Here is a 14,944-nt window from a genome sequence, read left to right as displayed (position 1 = left end):
GTGATGATCTTATCCTTTAAAAAAGGTAGCAATCTGCCCAGTCACGCATACACTGTACTGAATTTCATTGTACTGATTACAGGAGGGAGTTTTTTAGCTTGAAAATACATGTCGTTCAAAAAGGCGATACTTTGTGGAAAATCGCTAAAAAATATGGTGTTGATTTTGAACAACTAAAAGCTGTTAATTCACAGCTTAACAATCCTAATATGATTATGCCTGGTATGAAAGTGAAAATACCATCTGGCGGTGTTCCGGTAAAGAAGAAGGAAATGCCGATTAAAGAAATGAAAAAAGAAATGCCTAAGAAAAAAGAAAAGCCAATGATGAAGCCGAAAGAGAAGCCTTCAATGACAATGCCGATCAACAATGAATTGAATATGAACATGAACATGAATATGAACATGATGCCTCAAGAAGAGAAGCCTAAAAAGGTTAAGCCAAAAGAAATAAAGCCTGAAAAGAAAATGAAGCCTATTGAAAAGAAGGCTGAGAAGAAAGTAGAAGAGAAAAAGGCAGCTGCGAAGAAACCTGTTGAGAAAGCGAAGAAAGCAGAAAATTTATTCTATCCAATGAATGACGAAGAAGTGCTGAGCGAATTTGAATCCTCATCAATGGAAATGCCCCCACCGCCAATGAACCAGGGCTATCCTAATAATGTAGCGGGTGCAACGAATTATGCGAACAAAGAATACAATGGAGGTTACCCGGGGTATCCAACTTCTGTAGGCGGAGCGCATATGGGCTTCCCTAACAACCAGAATATTGCTGGTGTATATGATGGTTATGGGAACAAAAGTAATCAAAATGCCTCTCCAGGAGAAGTGGCTGGGATGTATCAAGGCTATGGAAATAAAGGTGGCTATCCAGGTTCAGTTGCAGGAGCAGAAATGAATAATTACGGCCATAAAGGAGAGGAAAGCTCTGAAGTAGCTGGGGCTTATGAAGGGTATGGTCAGCCGAATTTCGGTGCGCCTTCTGGGAATGTAGCAGGCGCGTATAATCAAGGTAACGGCTATCCTAATCAGAATGTAGCAGGCGCATATCAATATGGAAATAAAAGTTCGGTCGGTGGGGCCAATAAAAGTAATTATGGAATGGGCGAAGAAAGTTCAGATGTAGCAGGAGCAAGCTACGGTCATAAAGCCAATCAACAAATGTCAGGCTATCCAGGCTCAGTAGGTGGCATGCAATATGATGGGAATCAGGGTTACCCAAATCAAAACGTAGCGGGTGCGTATGATGGTTATGGGCACAAAGATAACAATGGTGGGTACCCAGGCTCAGTAGGTGGCATGCAATATGATGGGAACCAGGGTTATCCAAATCAAAACGTAGCGGGTGCGTATGATGGTTATGGGCACAAAGATAACAATGGTGGGTACCCAGGCTCAGTAGGTGGCATGCAATATGATGGGAATCAGGGTTACCCAAATCAAAACGTAGCGGGTGCGTATGATGGTTATGGGCACAAAGATAACAATGGTGGGTACCCAGGCTCAGTAGGTGGCATGCAATATGATGGGAACCTGGGTTATTCAAATCAAAACGTAGCGGGTGCGTATGAAGGTTACGGACACAAAGGGAACAATGGTGGATACCCAGGTGCTGTAGCAGGTGCAGCTTCCGGTTATCCGCAAATGAATATGGGCTACCCAAACGTCGCAGGTGCTTCAATGAATGGGAATGGTATGCCATCACCTTATGGCCATAAAGGAAATGAAGAATATCCTGAAGCTGTAATGGGAGCTTATGGCTATCCAAATGAGAACGTAGCAGGCATGATGATGCCTCCGGGTTATCCGAACCAGCCAATGGTATCACCTTATCAACAGCACGACTGTGGATGTGGTGGGAATCCGAACGTTTCACCATATCACCAAATGCCGCAATATGCGAATCCGGGATTTGTTCAGGGAGCGAATAAAGCGCCAATGATGGATGATTACATGGGCATGGAAAGTAGCTATGCAGAATCACGCTAAGGAAAAAGAGGACGGTATCCTGGAAAGGGTACGTCCTTTTTTTCTTCATTTAGAACGTGTTAATTCATTTGTTTGGAAGGGCAGATTGATTACTGGCGTATCGGTTTATATGAAAGGATCTGTAAAAAAGGAAACGTTAAGAAAACAAATACACCTCTCACATCACTGTTCAGATTCTTTTATTACTTTCATTCCATTTCCAGATGGCGATTGGCTTAAGGAAGACGGGGGAGTATATTTTGCCTGTATGAAAACAATGGAGGGACGAACGCTCAATTACTCATTGAAAGAAGATCGGCTTTTAGCGATTGAGAAAGTAGCACACTTTCATCAAGAAAGTATAGGATTAGTCAGTAAGGATATTTTTCCCGTATCACTTACTCGTAAGTGGACGAACCGTTTAATTCGCTTCAAGAATGAAGTAGGATCTTCTCTAATATCTGCAAATGAAAAACAATTCATTCAGTATTATATTTCTGTAGGGGAAGAAGTCATTTCGGGTATGACACCGATCGAAGAATTGGAACGAAATGCTCTCCGTGATAAATGCATTGTTCACGGCGACCCCGCACATCATAATTTTATCTTTCGTACGGATACATTATTATTGATTGATGGTGACCTAGCGAACTATGCCCCTCATGAATATGACTTTTTGCAGTTAATGAATCGAATGCTGCCTCACTCTAACTGGTCACTGGATGAATGGTCACGATCTCATATCCCGACTGTTCGACATTGCTTAGAGAACCCTTTGTTGTGTAGGCTTCTAGCCTATCCTGCCGATTTCTACCGAGAATGGTTGATGAATCCAAATGGAAGAAGTGCCCTATTAGTTAAAATGAGACAACAAAACAACCTTAGATCACGGTTTATTAATTCGATTCTGAAGTAGGTCCCTGTGTTACCTAGAACTAACAGATTAAAATGATAAGCCTCCTCACATTCTAAAGGTGAAAGGAGGTTTTAAATATGAAGAAAACAGTCTTGACGCTTTCAACGATGATGCTCGCAGGTGGTTTGATCGGCTGTACAGCTGATAATGAGGCGATGGATACGCGTTATAACGACTCCGCACGTCCAATTGGTTACTACACGAGTGAAGATAATAACGGTGATTACCGTGAAGGTGCAGTAACGGATATGATTGATCGTGACTATTCAAACGGAGTTAAGGCCCCTGACAAAAAGCAAATCGATAAGCGAAATGGCATGAATGGCCCTGGATATATGCGTACAGATAACAATTATTCAGGTTATGATAATGAGCTTTCTACACGACTAGCTAAACGAATCAATAAGCTTAAGAACGTGGATGATGCTCGAGTTATCGTATATGGTGATCAAATTATGATTGCCGTTGATACAAACGACCAAAACGATGCAGATGTTAAAGACAAGGTTCGCAGCGAGGTAGCAAAAGTAACAAAGCAAAAGAATGTGTCAATTTCAACAGATGAAAATGTGTTTGGTCGAATGGGCGATGTTAATAACCGTCTCGAAGATGGAGATGGTTTTGAAGAGGTACAGGCAGATGTGAATGGCATATTAGATGACATCGGAAATGCTGCAAAACGTCCATTTGAAAACAATAAATAATAAAAATAACGAGCGGGCAGTAGCCTGCTCGACTACATATGCAAAACTCTTTTCGGAGACTTGAGCCCTATGATATAGTTGGGAAATCAGTTCATTTGAAAGGAGTTCTCTTAGATGGCAGGACATTCCAAATGGAAAAATATACAGCGTAGAAAAAACGCTCAAGATGCTAAACGTGGAAAAGTATTTATGAAGCTAGCTAAGGAAATCTTTGTAGCTGCCAAGCAAGGAGGGGGCGATCCGGAAACGAATCCCTCATTAAGGCTTGCTGTGGACAAGGCTAAATCATCAAATATGCCTAACGAAAACATTGATCGAGCAATTAAGAAAGCTACAGGGGATTTAGACGGTGTTCAATATGATAACGTGACATACGAAGGATATGGCCCAGGTGGTGCCGCCATTATGGTTCAACTACTTACCGATAATAAAAATCGAGCTGCAGCAGATGTGCGTCATGCCTTTAGTAAAAATAAAGGGAATATGGGCGAAAATGGCTGTGTTTCATTCTTATTTAACCGAAAAGGTCTCCTTGTGATCGATCGTTCCGAAAATGATCTCGATGGAGATGAATTGATGCTTCAGGTTATTGAAGCCGGGGCTGAAGAAATGGAAACAAATGAGGATGCTTATGAGATTTATACCGATCCCCAGGAATTCCAAGATGTAAAGCACCAATTACAAGCGAGCGGATTAAGTTTCTCTTCCACTGAAGTCACGATGATTCCAGAAACGTATGCTCCACTAGAAGATGAAGATGGGCTTCATATGTTAAAGCTAATTGATATGCTTGAAGATAACGATGATGTGCAAGATGTTTATCATAATGCTGAAATAAATGATGATGTTTATGATCAATTGTGAGCTACAGTTTTTCTGTAGCTTTTTTTGATGCATATTCCTCAATAAAATGGAAACGCTAACGGCATGAACTTCTTGAAAATGGAAGAAAGGTGTTGGAAACATATGAAAAGCCTTTATCCACTCCTTCTATTAGGTATACTTCTTGTTCTTGGAGGAACATCGGCCGTGGCTTATGAAGGAGATGGCATATCACCGGTTACAGGAACCAAAACTCAAGAAAAAGGACCACTAGTTGTTGAAGTTGTATTGAGAACAAATTATGCGGACGGTGTTTCAACGAACCAATCTGTATATGAAACCATATGGGCAATGGAAGACTTTTGGAGTCAATACGCTGATTGGCAACTTGTAGATCAAGAAGAAGGACGAATGATATTTGAACGGAATCTAGAAGATATTTCGCCTGCGAGTAAACAAAATGGACATTTTGGATTAACAGAGGATGGCATTCTTACGATATTTGATGGAATTCCGGCAGAAGAGAAAGTCATTCAAACATTTTTTCAAATTGATGTAGGAAAGCTAGAAAGTCAAAGAAGAGAGCAGCTTATGGAAGGAATTCCAGTAGAGTCATGGTATCAGTTTGAAGACGTCATCCAGTCTTTTTCTAAAATTAAAAAAGAAGAACCTGTCCAGTAAGGGCAGGTTCTTCTTTTGATTTAGACGCTTATCTCCGTTTCTAAACGCTCGTCTCCGCTTTTCATCTTTTTATGGTAGAATGGAGAGATAGAAATACATGTTCGTATGTACAGGGGAGAGAGTAGCTTTGATAGAATATATTAAAGGCACGGTTGAATATATTGATACAGAATACATTGTTGTAGAATCGAATGCGATAGGATATAAAATTTATTGTGGGAATCCTTTTGAATTTCAGAAGTACCGTAATCAATCGATTCAAATTTTTACGCATCATTACGTTAGAGAAGATCTCATTGCCCTTTATGGATTTCCAACACGGGAAGAGCGACTTTTGTTTGAGAAGCTTCTAAATGTTTCCGGTATCGGTCCTAAGGGAGCTGTGGCCATTTTAGCGACTGGTGAACCTGATAAAGTTGTGAGTGCCATTGAAATGGAAGATGAGAAATTTCTAACAAAGTTTCCTGGCGTTGGTAAGAAAACTGCCAGACAAATCATTCTAGATCTAAAAGGTAAGCTTAAAGGCTTTGGCGCTCCCACTGAGGGATTGTTTGCAGTGGATGAAGTTCAAGAAGAGGGTGCTCATGAGCTAGAAGAAGCGCTAGAAGCATTGAAAGCTCTTGGGTATGCTGAACGAGAAATTAAGAAGATTAAACCAAAGCTAGTTGAAGAAACGTTAACGACAGATCAGTATATTAAAAAAGCCCTTCAGCTTATGCTGAAGCAATAAGGAGGGAGTAAAGTGGAAGATCGAATTCTATCAGGAGAGCAGGTCGGTGACGACTCATCCGTAGAATATAGCCTCCGTCCTCAGCGATTAAGTCAATATATTGGACAAGAAAAGGTAAAGCGAAATCTTGAAGTGTTTATTGAAGCGGCTAAAATGCGTGAAGAGCCCTTAGATCATGTGCTGTTGTACGGCCCTCCTGGTCTAGGTAAAACGACTCTCTCGGCCATTATTGCAAACGAGATGGAAGTGAATTTGCGTACAACATCAGGTCCTGCGATTGAAAGACCTGGTGATCTTGCAGCTATATTAACCGCCCTTGAACCTGGGGATGTTTTATTTATCGATGAAATACATCGACTACCTCGAAGTGTTGAAGAAGTTCTTTATCCTGCGATGGAAGACTACTGTCTAGATATTGTAATAGGAAAAGGCGAAACGGCAAGATCTGTTCGTTTGGATCTGCCACCGTTCACCCTAGTAGGCGCTACGACAAGGGCTGGACTATTAACGGCGCCTTTACGAGATCGTTTCGGCGTACTGAGTAGATTAGAGTATTATCTTGAAGATGAACTTCAAACTATTTTAATGAGAACAGCTGACATTTTCGATGTTGAAATGGACCACGCTGCTGCTGTTGAACTTGCCCGAAGATCGCGAGGGACCCCTAGAATTGCCAATCGCTTGCTAAAACGTGTAAGGGATTTTGCACAGGTGAAAGGGGATGGCGTCATTTCGCATTCGCTTGCTTCTCAGGCTCTTGAGATGATGCAAGTCGATCCTCTTGGACTTGATCATATCGATCACAAGCTTCTATTAGCCATCATAGAGAAATTCCGTGGAGGTCCTGTAGGAGTAGATACAATTGCAGCAACGATTGGTGAAGAAAGTCATACCATTGAAGACGTGTATGAACCCTATCTTCTTCAAATTGGATTTCTTCAGCGTACACCTCGTGGACGTATGGTTACTCATCAGGTATATGATCACTTTGGTATGGAGATTCCTCAATAGCGATGGGAATTTCAAAACTGTTTATTATCTTAGGGATCGCCTTCTTGGCCATTGGTGTGTTGTGGTCCTTTATTGGGAAATTACCTGGTGACATCGTAATCAAAAAAGGAAACACTACGTTTTTTTTCCCGATTGTAACCTCAATAGTCGTTAGTATTGCCTTGTCTTTACTCTTTTTTATTATAGGTAAGTTCAGATAAGGGGCAGCTTTCCAAACGCCATTTTCAACATGGTAGAAGGGGAACTGCCCCTTAAGGGTGCGCCAACAGGTAGAGCTGTGGTAAAATCAATAAAGTTGAACACTTTCTAGAAACAGTGGTGAATAAAATGAACGTAAATGATTTTGATTTTGAACTTCCAGAACGGTTAATTGCTCAAACGCCGTTAAAGGAACGGACTAAGTCCAGATTGATGGTATTAGATCCATTAAAGCAAAAGCTTCAGCATCGCGAATTCTCCAATTTAGAGGATTACATAAATCCCGGTGATTGTCTTGTGTTGAATGATACACGAGTCATGCCAGCTAGATTGTATGGATTAAAAGAAGAAACAGGAGCTAAAATTGAAGTGCTGCTTCTTAAGCAAATGGAAGAGGATCAATGGGAGACTCTTGTTAAACCGGCTAAGCGAGTGAAGCCAGGCACTGTGATTTCATTTGGCGATGGACGTCTAACAGCCGTATGCAAAGAGTCACTTGAACATGGCGGACGAGTATTAGAGTTTCAATACGAAGGCGTTTTCTATGAAATTCTTGATCAGCTTGGCGAAATGCCTCTTCCACCATATATTACTGAAACGCTCGATGATCAAGAACGATATCAAACCGTTTTTGCTAAGCATAGAGGATCTGCAGCAGCACCAACTGCTGGCCTCCACTTCACAGAAGAAATGCTTCAGCGTCTTGAAGATAAAGGTGTTCATGTCGCATTTATCACACTTCATGTGGGTCTTGGCACTTTCCGACCAGTTTCCGTCGATAATATTCTTGAACATGAAATGCACGGGGAATTTTATCAACTGACAAAGGGCACCGCTGAACTGTTGAACAGTGTAAGGGAATCGGGAGGCCGAATCATTTCTGTCGGTACTACTTCAACGAGAACACTTGAAACCGTGGCATCAGCACATGATGGACAATTTGAAGAAGCTTCTGGTTGGACCGACATTTTTATTTATCCGGGTTATACTTTTAAAGCAATCGATGGGCTGATTACAAACTTTCACCTGCCTCAGTCAACATTGATCATGCTCGTGAGTGCCCTTGCGGGAAGAGATTTTGTGCTTTCTGCTTATCGCACGGCTGTTGAGGAAGAGTATCGCTTCTTCAGTTTTGGTGATGCAATGTTGATTTTGGAAGGGAGTATGAAAGAATGACAGAACCAATTCGCTATGAATTAATAAAAACGTGTAAACAAAGTGGGGCACGTCTTGGAAAGTTGCACACGCCACATGGTACGTTTGATACACCGATGTTTATGCCTGTTGGAACACTTGCGACAGTGAAAACGATGAGTCCAGAAGAACTAAAAGAAATGGGCGCTGGCGTTATCCTTAGTAACACGTATCATCTTTGGCTTCGTCCTGGTCATGATATTGTCAAAGAAGCTGGGGGCCTTCATAAATTTATGAACTGGGATCAGCCGATTCTTACGGATTCTGGAGGATTTCAGGTCTTTAGCTTAAGTGACCTGAGACAGATTGAGGAAAAAGGCGTTCATTTTCGGAATCACATGAGCGGTGAGAAGTTATTCTTATCTCCAGAAGGCGCAATGGAAATCCAAAATGCACTCGGTTCTGATATTATGATGGCATTCGATGAGTGTCCTCCATACCCAGCAGAATTTGATTACATGAAAAGTTCTGTTGAGCGTACGAGTCGCTGGGCTGAACGATGCCTGACAGCTCATGAACGAAAAGACATCCAGGGGTTGTTTGGAATTGTTCAAGGTGGAGAGTATGAAGAGTTAAGAAAACAAAGTGCTGAGGATCTTGTTTCACTTGATTTCCCGGGCTATGCTATTGGAGGCCTTTCAGTAGGTGAACCGAAAGACGTGATGAATCGCGTGCTCGAGTTTACGACACCTCACCTTCCAACTCAGAAACCTCGTTATTTAATGGGGGTTGGTTCACCAGATTCTCTTATTGACGGAGCTATTCGAGGCGTGGATATGTTTGATTGTGTTCTTCCTACTCGTATCGCGCGAAATGGAACACTAATGACTAGTAATGGTCGTCTAGTCGTTCGAAATGCAAAATATGCACGTGATTTCCGTCCGCTTGACGAGAATTGTGATTGTCATGTCTGCCGCAATTATTCAAGGGCGTATATTCGTCATCTTGTAAAATCCAATGAAACATTTGGCTTTAGATTAACGACTTACCATAATCTCTATTTTCTGTTAAACTTGATGAAGCAAGTTAGGCAGGCGATTATGGATGATCGTCTCCTGGACTTTAAGGATGAGTTTTTTGAACAATATGGGTTTAATAAACCAAATGCGAAAAACTTTTAATCCATAGATTGTATGATTGCTGGAAAGGGGTGAAATGAATATGGGTTCTACGTTAATGAATATAGTCCCGCTTCTACTAATGTTTGCGATTTTCTATTTCCTTTTGATTCGCCCGCAACAGAAGCGTCAAAAGAAAACGAAAGAAATGCAAGCAAGCTTAGAAAAAGGAAATAAAGTTGTAACGATCGGTGGTATGCATGGCATCATTGATGCAATGGATGAAGGTACAATTACAATCCGTACTACAGACGGTACAAAAATGGTGTTTGACCGAGCGGCTATCCGCGAATCAATCACTGAAAACAGCAAGTAACATAATAAAGAGCGTCCTCATCAGAGGGCGCTCTTTGTTCGTCTAAGCCTCTCGATGATTTCCGCCTCTAACATTTACCCCCATGATTCCTCCTAGAATGCAAATCAGACCATAACCAGCATGGTAAAGCAATTGTTCAAGATTCATGTTTATTCTGTAACCCAGATACTGAATGAGAAAGAGGAGAATGACGTACATAATGGCTGTTCCTCCTCCTAGTAGCCAACCGCGTTCTCCTCCTTTCCCACCTGAAATAAAGCCACCTATAAAAAATGCAATAACGGTAGCAACAATAATGAACGGGCTCAGTCCGTTTTCTGATACAGATGTGAAACGAAGAATTAAAGAAAAAAGCACGCTAGTTGCAAGCACAATCACGATTATTGCTAATAGCCCTGAGCCCATACTTGAGACTGCATGTTTCGATCTCATTGTCTTCCTCCTTAAACGAGATAGTTTGTACATTCTATTCGTTTGAGAAGGAAATAGAAGTCTATTCATGAAATCGAACAGCTCGTCATACGATGTTAGAAACGGGACAGGGAAGGGGCAGCATGGATTGGAAATGATCATCGCGCTCATCATATTTGTTCTTGCTTATGTCGGCATATTAACTGAGAAAATTAATCGTGCGATCGTTGCCTGTGGCGGTGGTCTTCTCATGCTACTTTCAGGAATTACAACCACAGATTCTGCTTTCATGAACCACGTTGATTGGAATACGATTGCATTATTGTTTTCAATGATGATTCTTGTCTCCATTACAAGTCAGAATGGATTGTTTGAATATATTTCCATCAAACTTGCGCAACAGGTACAAGGAAAACCGCTGCCGCTACTTGCTGTAATAGGGACATTGACTGCAGTTGGATCAGCTTTATTAGATAATGTGACCACCGTTCTTCTTCTCGTACCAATTACTCTTACCTTAACAAGGATACTTAAAATTACAAGCATGCCCTTTTTAGTAACTGTTATTTTATCTTCTAATATAGGTGGAACAGCAACGTTGATTGGTGATCCGCCGAACATTATGATCGGGCAGGCTGTTGATCATTTAGACTTTAATGATTTTCTATATAATCTGGCACCAGTGGTTGTTGTCATTTATGCCGTGATCATGACAGGTCTTTTATTTTTATATCGAAAGGGATTGACTGTAGATGACGACCATCGACAAACGTTGCTTCGAATTAATGCAGATGATTATTTAAAGAGAGGGCCTCTTCTTTATAAATCGTCGGTCGTTCTGCTAATGACGATTTCAGGCTTTCTGCTACATCCTATTTTACATACAGAGCTAACTAACATTGCGATGGCAGGAGCGGTCCTCTTATTACTCATCACACAAAATGAACACAAGATTGAAGAGGTTTTCGAGTCAATTGAATGGGTGACCCTGTTCTTCTTTATTGGATTGTTCATTTTAATCGGTGGATTAGAGGAAGTAGGGATTATTGATGAAGTGGCGAGAAGTATTCTCTTATACACGGACGGCGATTTGCCTAAAACATCGCTTGTGATTTTATGGGGATCTGGTTTTCTTTCAGCCTTTTTAGATAATATTCCATTTGTAGCAGCGATGATTCCTGTCATTACGGAATTTTCGGGTTATGGAATGACAAACCTTGATCCATTGTGGTGGTCGCTTGCCTTAGGCTCATGTCTTGGGGGGAACGGAACGTTAATCGGTGCTTCAGCAAACGTAGTAGTAGCAGGTCTAGCGCTGAAAGATAAACAAGAAGTTCGCTTTATTGAATTTTTGAAAATCGGAATACCTGTTGTTTGTGTTTCACTTGCCATTAGTACAATCTACATTTATTTCCGCTATTTGCTTCCCTACTATTGAGGGAAGCTTTTTTATTTGTGCTAAGATCATCCTATCTTTGGTTCACACGTTATTTTAATGAAATGTAAAAATCCGTTTTTCCAATACATTCCCTCATGCTGAGCTGAAACATGGTTACACTAATCAAAACAAGACTGGAAGGAGGGATTCAGGGATGGAATTTATGACAGTCATAATGAGGACACTTGTTTTATATTTTGTCATCATTTTTGTTTTTCGAGTCATGGGAAAACGAGAAATTGGTCAGTTAAGCATTCTTGATTTTGTTGTCTCCATTATGATTGCTGAGCTTGCCGTTATGTCAATTGAAGACCCTCAAACGCCAATGATAAATACAATTGTTCCAATGGTCATTCTAGTACTTATTCAAATGATTATGGCTTATATTTCATTAAAAAGTGAGAAGGTTAGAGAAATTGTAGATGGAAAGCCGTCTGTTTTAATTGATCGTGGTCGAATTGATGAGATCGAAATGAAAAAACAACGGTATAACTTTGATGATTTGCTTATTCAACTGAGAGAAAATAACGTTGCTTCTGTTTCGGACGTGGAATTCGCCATCCTTGAGCCTTCTGGAAAGCTATCTGTCATTAGAAAAGAGGAAGATGATAAGAAGGAACATCCAGAGACATTGATGCCACTCCCTCTCATTCTCGACGGGAAAGTACAGGAGGAACATCTTGAACGAATTGGAAAAACAGCTTTATGGCTTCGTCAGGAATTAAGAAAAGTGGGTCATAAGGATATTAAACGTATCTCATTTTGTTCTCTTCATAAGAATGGCAGCTTTTTTATTGATTTAAAGAATGAAAAAAGGTAACCAGAGCGGTTACCTTTTTTTCTCTTCATTTAATGCACATATTTTCCGATAAGAGGGATTCTTCTAAGATCATTTCGATTAATTAACCCAAGTAATAGAAGGACGATGCAATAAATAATTGATGTTACACAAATAGCAACAAACGTACCGAGTATATCTGATGATGAAGAAGCGAGGTTCTCATACAGAAAGTGACCAGCAACTCCGGCACCAATAATGGACGCAACCCCTTTCAATAAATCACTCACTACGATGGAGAAACCAATTGCTTTTACGAGTGTTGCAAAATGGAGAAGCGTTACAAGTAATATCCCAATAACAATCGCTAGAGCAGCCCCCATAATGCCGAGTTCAGGTCTTGAAGCTAGGAAGAAGATGGCGGTGAGCTTTACGCCTGCTCCGATGAAGCTATTGATCATCGCTGCTTTAGCTAAATCTAAAGCTTGAAGTGCGGCCGCAAGTGGTCCTTGAAAATAGTAGAAGAAAAAGAAAGGAGCCATTACTTGCACATAGATAGCTACATGAGGTGCTTGATACATAATATCCATTAAAGGAACGGCAAAAATATACGTAACAACAACTGAAAGGCCACCTGCAACCATGGATAGTCGAATCGCCTGGCTGAGACGATGCTGAATCTGTTTGTATTGTTTCTGAGCGTGAGCCTCACTGATTGCGGGGACGAGTGAGACTTGTAAGGAATACGTAATAAAAGTAGGCAGAAAAAGGAGTGGGATGGCAAGGCCTGATAAATGCCCGTATTGTGTGGTGGCAAGCGTTGTCGCAACACCAGCCATCGCCAGACTACGGGCAACCATGATTGGCTCAAAGAAATAAGATAACGAACCAATTAACTGGCTTCCTGTTGTAGGTAGGGAAATTTTCATTAAGCTGTTAAATGTTTCCCTCCCGCCTTTTAAATAATTGAAAAAACCGCTTCGAATTTTAATGCGCTTCTTCATTTTGAACATCGAGAACATAAATAGTAAGGAAGCAAGTTCTCCGAGAACAACGGAAATCATAGCGCCCGCAGCTGCAAACTCAACACCGTATGGGAGGAAAGCTCCTGTTAGAACCGCTACAAGGCAAATGCGGACAATTTGCTCGATTACTTGGGAATAAGCAGAAGGTCGCATGTTTTGTAATCCTTGAAAATAGCCTCTTAGCACAGAGGAAAGAGCTACAATCGATACAACTGGAGCGATAGCAATAAGAGGATAAAAGGTACGGTCGTCTGTGAAAACTTCTTTTGATAAGAAAGGTGCAGCTAGTACCATAATTGTCGTAAAAATGACACTAAGGACAGTGGTAATGGAGAGCGATACAATTAAAATTCGTTTAATCTTTTGTCGATCTCCACCGGCATCCGCTTCCGCGACCATCTTTGAGATTGCAACGGGGAGTCCCATACGTGTTAATGTAATGGTTAGAATTAGCGTTGGGACAGCCATCATATAAAGACCGACACCTTCTTCGCCCATCACACGAACCATCACTATACGGTTAATAAAGCCTAGTACCTTTGTAATTAACCCGGCGAGAATGAGAAAAAGAGTCCCTCTAAGAAAGGTTTGCTTTGACATATTCACCCTACTTTCTATCCAGAATGCACCTGCGAAATTGTAGAAAAGTCTAGATATTTTTTATCACTATGTATATGCTTATTAGGGGACAAAGCATGACAGGCATATAGGAGTGTTTCAATGAAAGAAGAAATTAAACAATTTGTCGTAGAGAACCTTGGTTTTCTACCTCATGATGTGATTGTAGTTATTGTTTCAGCGCTTCCAATATTAGAGCTGAGGGGTGGATTACCTCTCGCGTATACCTTTGATTTTTCATTTTTAAAGGCGTTCTCACTTAGTCTTTTAGGAAATGTGTTACCGATTATTCCATTGCTTCTTCTTTTTCAGCCGTTAAGCAATTGGCTAATGAGATTTGGCTGGTATAAACGATTTTATGACTGGCTTTATCATAGAACGATAAGCAAAAGTAAAAATGTCGATAAGTACGGTGCAATCGGGCTTATTCTTTTTACCGCTGTCCCGCTTCCGACGACTGGGGCATATAGCGCATGTGTCGCTGCTGCTTTATTTGCGATTCGTTTTAAATATGCTTTTCTTTCCATCCTCACAGGAGTCATTATTGCAGGCCTTGGGGTTGGCGCAGCGATTTATTCCATTTTTTAATCCAGAGTGTAAAATGTTTGAAAGGTTATAGCGCCTCTTGATTTAATGCTATGTTGGACGCTAGCTTATTTGAGAAAGGAGACGGCGAGATGAAAGAGTGGAAGAAGGAAATATCCCCAGCGCTTGAAAGCAAGAGAGACGAGTTTTTGCTGTTAGGGTATAGTGGAGCGACCATGGACGAAATCTGGGAATGTCTCCTTGCACGCCTTGAAAGAAACAATGAATTAGAAGAAGTAAAGTTGCACAGACTTGTGAATGAAATTATGCGTTTATCGGTGAATGAATATATGAATTGGTTAACCATTCATGCGTATAAAGGTACGAAAACGTTTGAAAGTCAGACTTAGAAAAGACTAAAATTGACAGAAAAATTCATATTTCGATATAATAGCTAATATTGTGTGCTATCCGTTTTACATAAGCATTAATGTT

General features: G+C 40.8%; 17 protein-coding genes. 15 read left to right on the top strand and 2 right to left on the bottom strand.

From position 1 onward, the window contains the following. Window positions 1-98: 98 nt before the first annotated feature. The 11 genes from safA to yajC all read left to right on the top strand — a co-directional run bounded on the left by safA (window position 99) and on the right by yajC (window position 9,654). Window positions 99-1,985: a SafA/ExsA family spore coat assembly protein gene (gene safA / locus AC0VYJ_RS15285; RefSeq protein ID WP_475365546.1), complete on the top strand. Its 1,887-nt coding sequence runs from the start codon at window positions 99-101 to the stop codon at window positions 1,983-1,985. Beyond that, entirely contained in the window at window positions 1,969-2,880 is a 912-nt protein-coding gene (locus AC0VYJ_RS15280; RefSeq protein WP_475365545.1) for a phosphotransferase, read from the top strand. The genes safA and AC0VYJ_RS15280 overlap by 17 nt, the downstream gene beginning before the upstream one ends. Window positions 2,881-2,957: 77 nt before the next feature. Beyond that, window positions 2,958-3,584: a YhcN/YlaJ family sporulation lipoprotein gene (locus AC0VYJ_RS15275; RefSeq protein WP_404681463.1), complete on the top strand. Its 627-nt coding sequence runs from the start codon at window positions 2,958-2,960 to the stop codon at window positions 3,582-3,584. A 114-nt stretch (window positions 3,585-3,698) separates the two neighbouring features. After that, window positions 3,699-4,448 (top strand): YebC/PmpR family DNA-binding transcriptional regulator, encoded by a 750-nt coding sequence (locus tag AC0VYJ_RS15270; RefSeq protein WP_475365544.1) that lies wholly within the window; start codon window positions 3,699-3,701, stop codon window positions 4,446-4,448. A 102-nt stretch (window positions 4,449-4,550) separates the two neighbouring features. Continuing rightward, on the top strand, window positions 4,551-5,087 hold the full coding sequence (locus AC0VYJ_RS15265) for a BofC C-terminal domain-containing protein (RefSeq protein ID WP_430244061.1): 537 nt from the start codon (window positions 4,551-4,553) through the stop codon (window positions 5,085-5,087). A 127-nt stretch (window positions 5,088-5,214) separates the two neighbouring features. Then, window positions 5,215-5,817: a Holliday junction branch migration protein RuvA gene (ruvA, locus tag AC0VYJ_RS15260; protein WP_283153937.1), complete on the top strand. Its 603-nt coding sequence runs from the start codon at window positions 5,215-5,217 to the stop codon at window positions 5,815-5,817. Between the two features lie 12 nt (window positions 5,818-5,829). Then, window positions 5,830-6,828 carry a Holliday junction branch migration DNA helicase RuvB gene (gene ruvB / locus AC0VYJ_RS15255; protein WP_194219415.1) on the top strand — a complete coding sequence of 333 codons (999 nt, stop codon included), beginning with the start codon at window positions 5,830-5,832 and terminating at the stop codon, window positions 6,826-6,828. A 2-nt stretch (window positions 6,829-6,830) separates the two neighbouring features. After that, entirely contained in the window at window positions 6,831-7,028 is a 198-nt protein-coding gene (locus AC0VYJ_RS15250; protein WP_194219416.1) for a DUF2905 domain-containing protein, read from the top strand. Between the two features lie 127 nt (window positions 7,029-7,155). Further along, window positions 7,156-8,202 carry a tRNA preQ1(34) S-adenosylmethionine ribosyltransferase-isomerase QueA gene (gene queA, locus AC0VYJ_RS15245; protein ID WP_475365543.1) on the top strand — a complete coding sequence of 349 codons (1,047 nt, stop codon included), beginning with the start codon at window positions 7,156-7,158 and terminating at the stop codon, window positions 8,200-8,202. After that, window positions 8,199-9,341 (top strand): tRNA guanosine(34) transglycosylase Tgt, encoded by a 1,143-nt coding sequence (tgt, locus tag AC0VYJ_RS15240; protein ID WP_194219418.1) that lies wholly within the window; start codon window positions 8,199-8,201, stop codon window positions 9,339-9,341. The genes queA and tgt overlap by 4 nt, the downstream gene beginning before the upstream one ends. Before the next feature lie 40 nt (window positions 9,342-9,381). Beyond that, entirely contained in the window at window positions 9,382-9,654 is a 273-nt protein-coding gene (yajC, locus tag AC0VYJ_RS15235) for a preprotein translocase subunit YajC (protein ID WP_194219645.1), read from the top strand. A 42-nt stretch (window positions 9,655-9,696) separates the two neighbouring features. Here yajC and AC0VYJ_RS15230 read toward each other — a convergent pair whose 3' ends face one another. Further along, entirely contained in the window at window positions 9,697-10,086 is a 390-nt protein-coding gene (locus AC0VYJ_RS15230; protein WP_194219419.1) for a TIGR04086 family membrane protein, read from the bottom strand. 67 nt (window positions 10,087-10,153) lie between these two features. On the opposite strand from AC0VYJ_RS15230, the gene AC0VYJ_RS15225 reads away from it, so the two are divergent. Both AC0VYJ_RS15225 and AC0VYJ_RS15220 read left to right on the top strand, forming a co-directional pair. Beyond that, the gene (locus AC0VYJ_RS15225) at window positions 10,154-11,503 is read left to right on the top strand and encodes an ArsB/NhaD family transporter (RefSeq protein WP_430244071.1); all 1,350 of its coding nucleotides are present in this window, start codon (window positions 10,154-10,156) and stop codon (window positions 11,501-11,503) included. A 154-nt stretch (window positions 11,504-11,657) separates the two neighbouring features. Beyond that, complete coding sequence (locus AC0VYJ_RS15220; protein ID WP_430244073.1) at window positions 11,658-12,323, top strand: YetF domain-containing protein; 666 nt, start codon at window positions 11,658-11,660, stop codon at window positions 12,321-12,323. 29 nt (window positions 12,324-12,352) lie between these two features. Here the strand turns inward: AC0VYJ_RS15220 and spoVB are convergent, their stop codons facing one another. After that, window positions 12,353-13,906, bottom strand: a complete 1,554-nt coding sequence (spoVB, locus tag AC0VYJ_RS15215) for a stage V sporulation protein B (protein ID WP_475365542.1) — start codon at window positions 13,904-13,906, stop codon at window positions 12,353-12,355. A gap of 120 nt (window positions 13,907-14,026) precedes the next feature. On the opposite strand from spoVB, the gene AC0VYJ_RS15210 reads away from it, so the two are divergent. Both AC0VYJ_RS15210 and AC0VYJ_RS15205 read left to right on the top strand, forming a co-directional pair. Continuing rightward, window positions 14,027-14,512, top strand: coding sequence for a COG2426 family protein (locus AC0VYJ_RS15210; RefSeq protein WP_475365541.1), 486 nt, complete (start codon window positions 14,027-14,029; stop codon window positions 14,510-14,512). 89 nt (window positions 14,513-14,601) lie between these two features. After that, the gene (locus tag AC0VYJ_RS15205; RefSeq protein ID WP_226614507.1) at window positions 14,602-14,859 is read left to right on the top strand and encodes a post-transcriptional regulator; all 258 of its coding nucleotides are present in this window, start codon (window positions 14,602-14,604) and stop codon (window positions 14,857-14,859) included. Window positions 14,860-14,944 lie beyond the last annotated feature (85 nt).

The organism is Anaerobacillus sp. 63XJN7_5_ISO-PGPR-S23-430, from assembly GCF_056173695.1.
This window is presented reverse-complemented; position numbering and strand designations above follow the sequence as displayed.

Bases quoted from the DNA above. Each gene is read 5' to 3' on its own strand.
- AC0VYJ_RS15280 (WP_475365545.1), top strand. From the start codon at position 1,969: ATGCAGAATCACGCTAAGGAAAAAGAGGACGGTATCCTGGAAAGGGTA.
- AC0VYJ_RS15265 (WP_430244061.1), top strand. From the start codon at position 4,551: ATGAAAAGCCTTTATCCACTCCTTCTATTAGGTATACTTCTTGTTCTT.
- AC0VYJ_RS15230 (WP_194219419.1), bottom strand. From the start codon at position 10,086: ATGAGATCGAAACATGCAGTCTCAAGTATGGGCTCAGGGCTATTAGCA.
- AC0VYJ_RS15270 (WP_475365544.1), top strand. From the start codon at position 3,699: ATGGCAGGACATTCCAAATGGAAAAATATACAGCGTAGAAAAAACGCT.
- queA (WP_475365543.1), top strand. From the start codon at position 7,156: ATGAACGTAAATGATTTTGATTTTGAACTTCCAGAACGGTTAATTGCT.
- tgt (WP_194219418.1), top strand. From the start codon at position 8,199: ATGACAGAACCAATTCGCTATGAATTAATAAAAACGTGTAAACAAAGT.
- AC0VYJ_RS15210 (WP_475365541.1), top strand. From the start codon at position 14,027: ATGAAAGAAGAAATTAAACAATTTGTCGTAGAGAACCTTGGTTTTCTA.
- AC0VYJ_RS15220 (WP_430244073.1), top strand. From the start codon at position 11,658: ATGGAATTTATGACAGTCATAATGAGGACACTTGTTTTATATTTTGTC.
- AC0VYJ_RS15205 (WP_226614507.1), top strand. From the start codon at position 14,602: ATGAAAGAGTGGAAGAAGGAAATATCCCCAGCGCTTGAAAGCAAGAGA.
- AC0VYJ_RS15275 (WP_404681463.1), top strand. From the start codon at position 2,958: ATGAAGAAAACAGTCTTGACGCTTTCAACGATGATGCTCGCAGGTGGT.
- AC0VYJ_RS15250 (WP_194219416.1), top strand. From the start codon at position 6,831: ATGGGAATTTCAAAACTGTTTATTATCTTAGGGATCGCCTTCTTGGCC.
- spoVB (WP_475365542.1), bottom strand. From the start codon at position 13,906: ATGTCAAAGCAAACCTTTCTTAGAGGGACTCTTTTTCTCATTCTCGCC.
- yajC (WP_194219645.1), top strand. From the start codon at position 9,382: ATGGGTTCTACGTTAATGAATATAGTCCCGCTTCTACTAATGTTTGCG.
- AC0VYJ_RS15225 (WP_430244071.1), top strand. From the start codon at position 10,154: ATGAAATCGAACAGCTCGTCATACGATGTTAGAAACGGGACAGGGAAG.